At 71.6% G+C, this 4,291-nt stretch carries 6 protein-coding genes and 1 pseudogene; 2 read left to right on the top strand and 5 right to left on the bottom strand.

Annotated elements, in window-relative coordinates; translation table 11 throughout:
- Positions 1-177 precede the first annotated feature (177 nt).
- The 5 genes from KBX53_RS36885 to KBX53_RS36880 all read right to left on the bottom strand — a co-directional run bounded on the left by KBX53_RS36885 (position 178) and on the right by KBX53_RS36880 (position 2,908).
- Complete coding sequence (locus tag KBX53_RS36885; protein WP_256443407.1) at positions 178-309, bottom strand: hypothetical protein; 132 nt, start codon at positions 307-309, stop codon at positions 178-180.
- Positions 306-1,610 carry an RNA polymerase sigma factor gene (locus tag KBX53_RS24250; protein ID WP_309140843.1) on the bottom strand — a complete coding sequence of 435 codons (1,305 nt, stop codon included), beginning with the start codon at positions 1,608-1,610 and terminating at the stop codon, positions 306-308. Before KBX53_RS24250 ends, KBX53_RS36885 begins: the two co-directional genes overlap by 4 nt.
- 20 nt (positions 1,611-1,630) lie before the next feature.
- Positions 1,631-1,984, bottom strand: a complete 354-nt coding sequence (locus tag KBX53_RS24245; protein WP_030332431.1) for a YciI family protein — start codon at positions 1,982-1,984, stop codon at positions 1,631-1,633.
- Positions 1,985-2,014: 30 nt separating this feature from the next.
- Complete coding sequence (locus tag KBX53_RS24240) at positions 2,015-2,428, bottom strand: DUF6069 family protein (protein ID WP_210861821.1); 414 nt, start codon at positions 2,426-2,428, stop codon at positions 2,015-2,017.
- A 165-nt stretch (positions 2,429-2,593) separates the two neighbouring features.
- The gene (locus KBX53_RS36880) at positions 2,594-2,908 is read right to left on the bottom strand and encodes an L-rhamnose mutarotase (protein ID WP_309140842.1); all 315 of its coding nucleotides are present in this window, start codon (positions 2,906-2,908) and stop codon (positions 2,594-2,596) included.
- A gap of 165 nt (positions 2,909-3,073) precedes the next feature.
- Here KBX53_RS36880 and KBX53_RS24230 point away from each other — a divergent pair, with 165 nt between their 5' ends.
- Both KBX53_RS24230 and KBX53_RS24225 read left to right on the top strand, forming a co-directional pair.
- Positions 3,074-3,754 (top strand): response regulator transcription factor, encoded by a 681-nt coding sequence (locus KBX53_RS24230; protein ID WP_030332427.1) that lies wholly within the window; start codon positions 3,074-3,076, stop codon positions 3,752-3,754.
- Between the two features lie 15 nt (positions 3,755-3,769).
- Positions 3,770-4,291 (top strand): annotated as a pseudogene (locus KBX53_RS24225) (two-component sensor histidine kinase); the annotation flags it as partial.

The following is a 4,291-nucleotide window of genomic DNA, read 5'->3' as shown; positions in this document are numbered from 1 at the left end:
CCCAGCGCCTGCGGGCCGGACGGCTCAAACCCATCGTCGGCGCCGTGCGACCGCTGCACGAGACGGCCTCGGCGTTCGCTCGTCACCGCCGCGCACCGGGCAAGACGATCATCCGGGTCGCGGACGATGAGGCACCGCGGCACCAGAGCGCGGACAGCTGACCGGCGCGTAGGCGGCTCAGGCGTGCAGGGTGGGCCGGTAGCTGAGTTCCAGGGACCGGCCGTCGAGGGTCCGGCTCCCGATCAGCTCCAGGTCGAAATCGGCCGCGCCCTGGAAGATCGGCTCAGTTCCGGTCTGACCGGTGATCACCGGGCCAGTCGAGGGAGCCCGCCAGCGTGTTCGACACCACCGTCGCCGGGGGGCTCCTCATCCGGGTCACCCCGGCGTCGCGGACCTCGGGCTCTCCATTCACGTGTCAGTTGGCGGCGACGGGTCCGCAGGTAGGCCCGCTCGGTCTCGTTGGTGGCCAAAGCCATGGCCTGGTCGTAGGCGGCTCGGGCCTCGTCGTCCCGTCCGAGCCGGGCCAGCAACTCGGCACGGGTGGCGGGCAGCCGGTGAAAGCCCGGAAGGTCGACACCCTCCAACGCGGCGAGGGCCACCGTCGGTCCGTGCACCTCGGCCACGGCGACCGCACGGTTCAGCGCGACGACAGGGGTTGGCGCGAGCGCGAGGAGCTGGTCGTAGAGCGCCAGGACCTGCTGCCAGTCGGTGGCGGCGCCGTCGGTGTGCACCGCGCTGATCGCGGCCTGGATCTGGTACGGGCCGGGCTGGTTGCGGCGCAGGCATCGGCGGACCAGGTCGTGGCCCTCGGCGATGAGGGCCACGTTCCACAGCGACCGGTCCTGGTCGGCCAGCAGCACCAGTTCGCCGGCCGGGTCGAGCCGGGCCGGGCGGCGCGCCTCGGTCAGCAGCAGCAGCGCGAGCAGACCCAGGACCTCGGGCTCGTCGGGCATCAACGCGGCGAGTTCGCGGGCGAGCCGGATCGCCTCGGTGCACAGGTCCGTTCTGATCAACGGTCCGGCGGTGGACGCGTAGCCCTCGTTGAACATCAGATAGAGCACGGTGAGCACGGGCGGCAACCGGTCCGGCAGCTCATGTGCGGCGGGCACCCGGTACGGGATGGCGGCGTCGCGGATCTTCTTCTTGGCGCGCACGATCCGCTGAGCGACCGTCGCCTCCTGAATCAGGTAGGCCCGGGCGATCTCCGGCACGTCGAGGCCACCGAGCAGGCGCAGCGTGAGGGCCGTCCGCGCCTCCGGAGCGAGTGCCGGGTGGCAGCAGGTGAACATGAGTCGAAGGTGGTCGTCCTGCACCGGTCCCACCTCCCTGGGCTCGTCCTGTTGGTGCAGCAGCAGGGCCTGGGCGTGCCGGGCCTCCCGGGTCGACTCCCGGCGAAGCCGGTCGACGGCCCGGTTGCGTGCGGTGGTCACGATCCAGGCGCCGGGGTTCGGCGGCGGGGTCTGCCACTTCTGCAGCGCTGTGGTGAACGCGTCCTGCACCGCCTCCTCGGCGAGGTTGATGTCGCCGAGGAGGCGGGCAAGGGTGGCGACGCAGCGGCCGTACTCCGCGCGGTAGATGCTCGCCAGGTCAGTGTCGGGAGACTGGTCCACGTCGGGAGGCCGGCTACTGGTCAGGCCTGGGACAGGTCGTCGAAGGGGCGTACCTCGATCGGGCCGCAGGCCGCCGCGCACCTCTGCGCCCAGGCCAGCGCCTGGTCCAGGTCGGCGCACCTGATGACCCAGAACCCGGCGATGTGCTCCTTCGTCTCGGCGAACGGCCCGTCGCTCATGGTGGTGGCGCCGTTGTCGACCCGGACGACGGTGGCGCTCTCGGGCGACGTGAGTCCCCCGCCGAAGACCCAGGCTCCCGCGGCCTGCATGTCGTCGTTGATCCGGCCGGTCTCCCGGAACATGGTCTGCACCTCCTCGTCGGACGGCGTCGGCGCGCCCTCGACGAAGTGCACGGACAGCAGGTACTGCTTCATGACGATCCTCCAGTAGGTCGAACGGGCAGGTCAGGCGGCCAGGCGGCGGGCGATCGCGGGGATCACGATCGCGGCCGCGACCAGGTGGGTGAGCATCAGCAGCGCCGGGGTGGCCGCCCCGGCGTCGGCGACCACGTCCGGCACCAGCGACAGGACCGTCAGCGCCACCGTCGTGCGGACGAACGTGTGCCGCGGGCGCCGGGCGAAACGCGCGAGCAGCGCCGCGATGGCGACCCCGATCAGCGAGAAGACGGCGGTCAACACACCGAACCCCGACACCGGGATCGGGGTGCCGCTCAGATCGAGGCTGACGCCGGCCAGGTCGCCGGCGGCGGCGACGGCCATGGTGGCGGTGCTCGCGACGACGGCGGCGATGACACCGGTCCGGATCAGCGCGCCGACGGTCGACGTGGTGGTGCGGGTCGGGTTCACAGTGGCGGTCATCGTGCCCTCCGGTGGCTGGGTGCCCGGCTCGTTGCCGGGCTCTCACCAGGGCTACGAACGGAACCGGTCCCAATCGACAGCACGCCCAGAAATTCTTGGCGACGGCGTGAGGCGAGGCAGCCCCTTTTGTCGCCGGACGCCTCGCCTCGCAACCGCCCGAGGGAGCTAGGCCTCGTCGGCGAGGTGCCAGACCTCGCGCATCGGAGCCCACCAGTCTCCCGACCCCGGCTCGGCGATCGACTCCTGGCACGGGTCGGTCAGTTTCCACCACTCCTGCGTGTGCGGGTCCGCGGCGATCAGCCGCTGATCGGCCTCGTAGTCGTCGCCGATGTACTCGTAGTAGCCGAACAACAGGTCGTCGTGGAGGAAGATCGTGTAGTTGCGGAAGTTCGCCTCGCGCAGCGTCTTCTCGACGCTCGGCCACACCTCGGCGTGTAGCCGCAGGTAGTTTTCCCGCTGCTCGGGGCGAAGTCGGATCACGCAGCCATGACGTTGCACGTCGTGCCCTTTCGAGTGAGCTGATTCACTGGTGCCGAAGGCACCTGACCGTAGCGGTTGGACGGTGCCGGTGAGGGGCCAGCCGGGCACCGATGCCGACCGTTCCGCCAGGACTACGGACGGTCGCAGCGGGTCTACCCTCGGGTGATGGAGGGCCGCGTGTTGGTCGTCGAGGACGACTTCTCGATCCGGGAGGTCACCGCCCTCGGTCTGCGCCGCGCCGGCTTCCGGGTCGACACCGCTGTCGACGGGCGGCAGGCCCTGGCCGCGTTCCGCGCGCACCCGGTCGACCTCATCGTCCTCGACATCATGCTGCCGGGGCTGGACGGTCTGGAGGTCTGCCGGGAGATCCGGCGCGGCAGCCAGGTGCCGATCCTGATGCTGACCGCGCGCACCGACACGATCGACGTGGTGGTCGGGCTGGAGTGCGGCGCGGACGACTACCTGCGCAAGCCCTTCGACCTGCCCGAGTTGGTGGCCCGGATCCGTTCGGTACTGCGCCGGGTGAACGTGCCGGCGGCGTCGACAGTCATCGAGGTCGGCGGCCTGGAGATCGACCCGGGCGGCTTCGTGGTCCGCCAGCACGGTCGGGAGGTGACGCTGACCGCCACCGAGTTCCGCCTGCTGCTGGAGCTGGCCCGGCGGCCCGGCCAGGTCTTCACCCGGGAGCTGCTGCTGGACCTGGTGTGGAACCACGACTTCCTCGGCGACTCCCGACTGGTCGACGTGGCCGTGCAGCGACTACGCGCCAAGATCGAGGACGATCCGGCGCAGCCCCGGCTGATCCGGACCGTGCGCGGTGCCGGCTACAAACTGTCGACGGGCTGACGGGGGGGTGGGGCGATGGCCGGACGCGCGGTGCTCCCCGGCCGCCTGCGGCGCCGGCTGACGATCGCGTTCGTCCTGGTCGCCGGCGTCTCGGCCGGGCTGCTCGCCGGCGGGACCGGGCTGCTGCTGCGGCAGTCCTGGTTGGACGCGTCGCTGCATGAGGCAGCCGCCGACGCCCGCTACCAACTCGTGCTCGCTGGGCAGTTCCTGCCGCTGACCGAGCAGCGCAGTACCGAACTGCTGACCAGCTTCGAGGCCAGCGGTCGGCACGTCGTGCTCGTCGACGGCCCGGCCCGCGCCTCGCACCCCGCGTACGCCCCGGTGCTGGGCACCCGGTTGCGGGCCGTCGTCGCGGACGGGCGGCTCGGCTACCAACGCTCCGCGCCGGCGGAGCGTCCCCGGCTGCTGATCATCGGCGGGCGCATTCCCGGCTCGACCGCCGAGCTGTACGTCCTCACCGTCGAGGACGGCGTCGCCGCCGACCTGGGTCAGCTGCGCACCGCGCTGCTGGCCGGCTGGGCGCTCGTGGTGCTGCTC

The organism is Micromonospora sp. M51, assembly GCF_018070305.1.
Lineage (GTDB): Bacteria > Actinomycetota > Actinomycetes > Mycobacteriales > Micromonosporaceae > Micromonospora > Micromonospora parva.
Note: the sequence above shows the minus strand (reverse complement) of the source record. Positions and strands in the feature narration are given on the sequence as shown.

Bases quoted from the DNA above. Each gene is read 5' to 3' on its own strand.
- KBX53_RS24245 (WP_030332431.1), bottom strand. From the start codon at position 1,984: ATGAAGCAGTACCTGCTGTCCGTGCACTTCGTCGAGGGCGCGCCGACG.
- KBX53_RS24240 (WP_210861821.1), bottom strand. From the start codon at position 2,428: ATGACCGCCACTGTGAACCCGACCCGCACCACCACGTCGACCGTCGGC.
- KBX53_RS24230 (WP_030332427.1), top strand. From the start codon at position 3,074: ATGGAGGGCCGCGTGTTGGTCGTCGAGGACGACTTCTCGATCCGGGAG.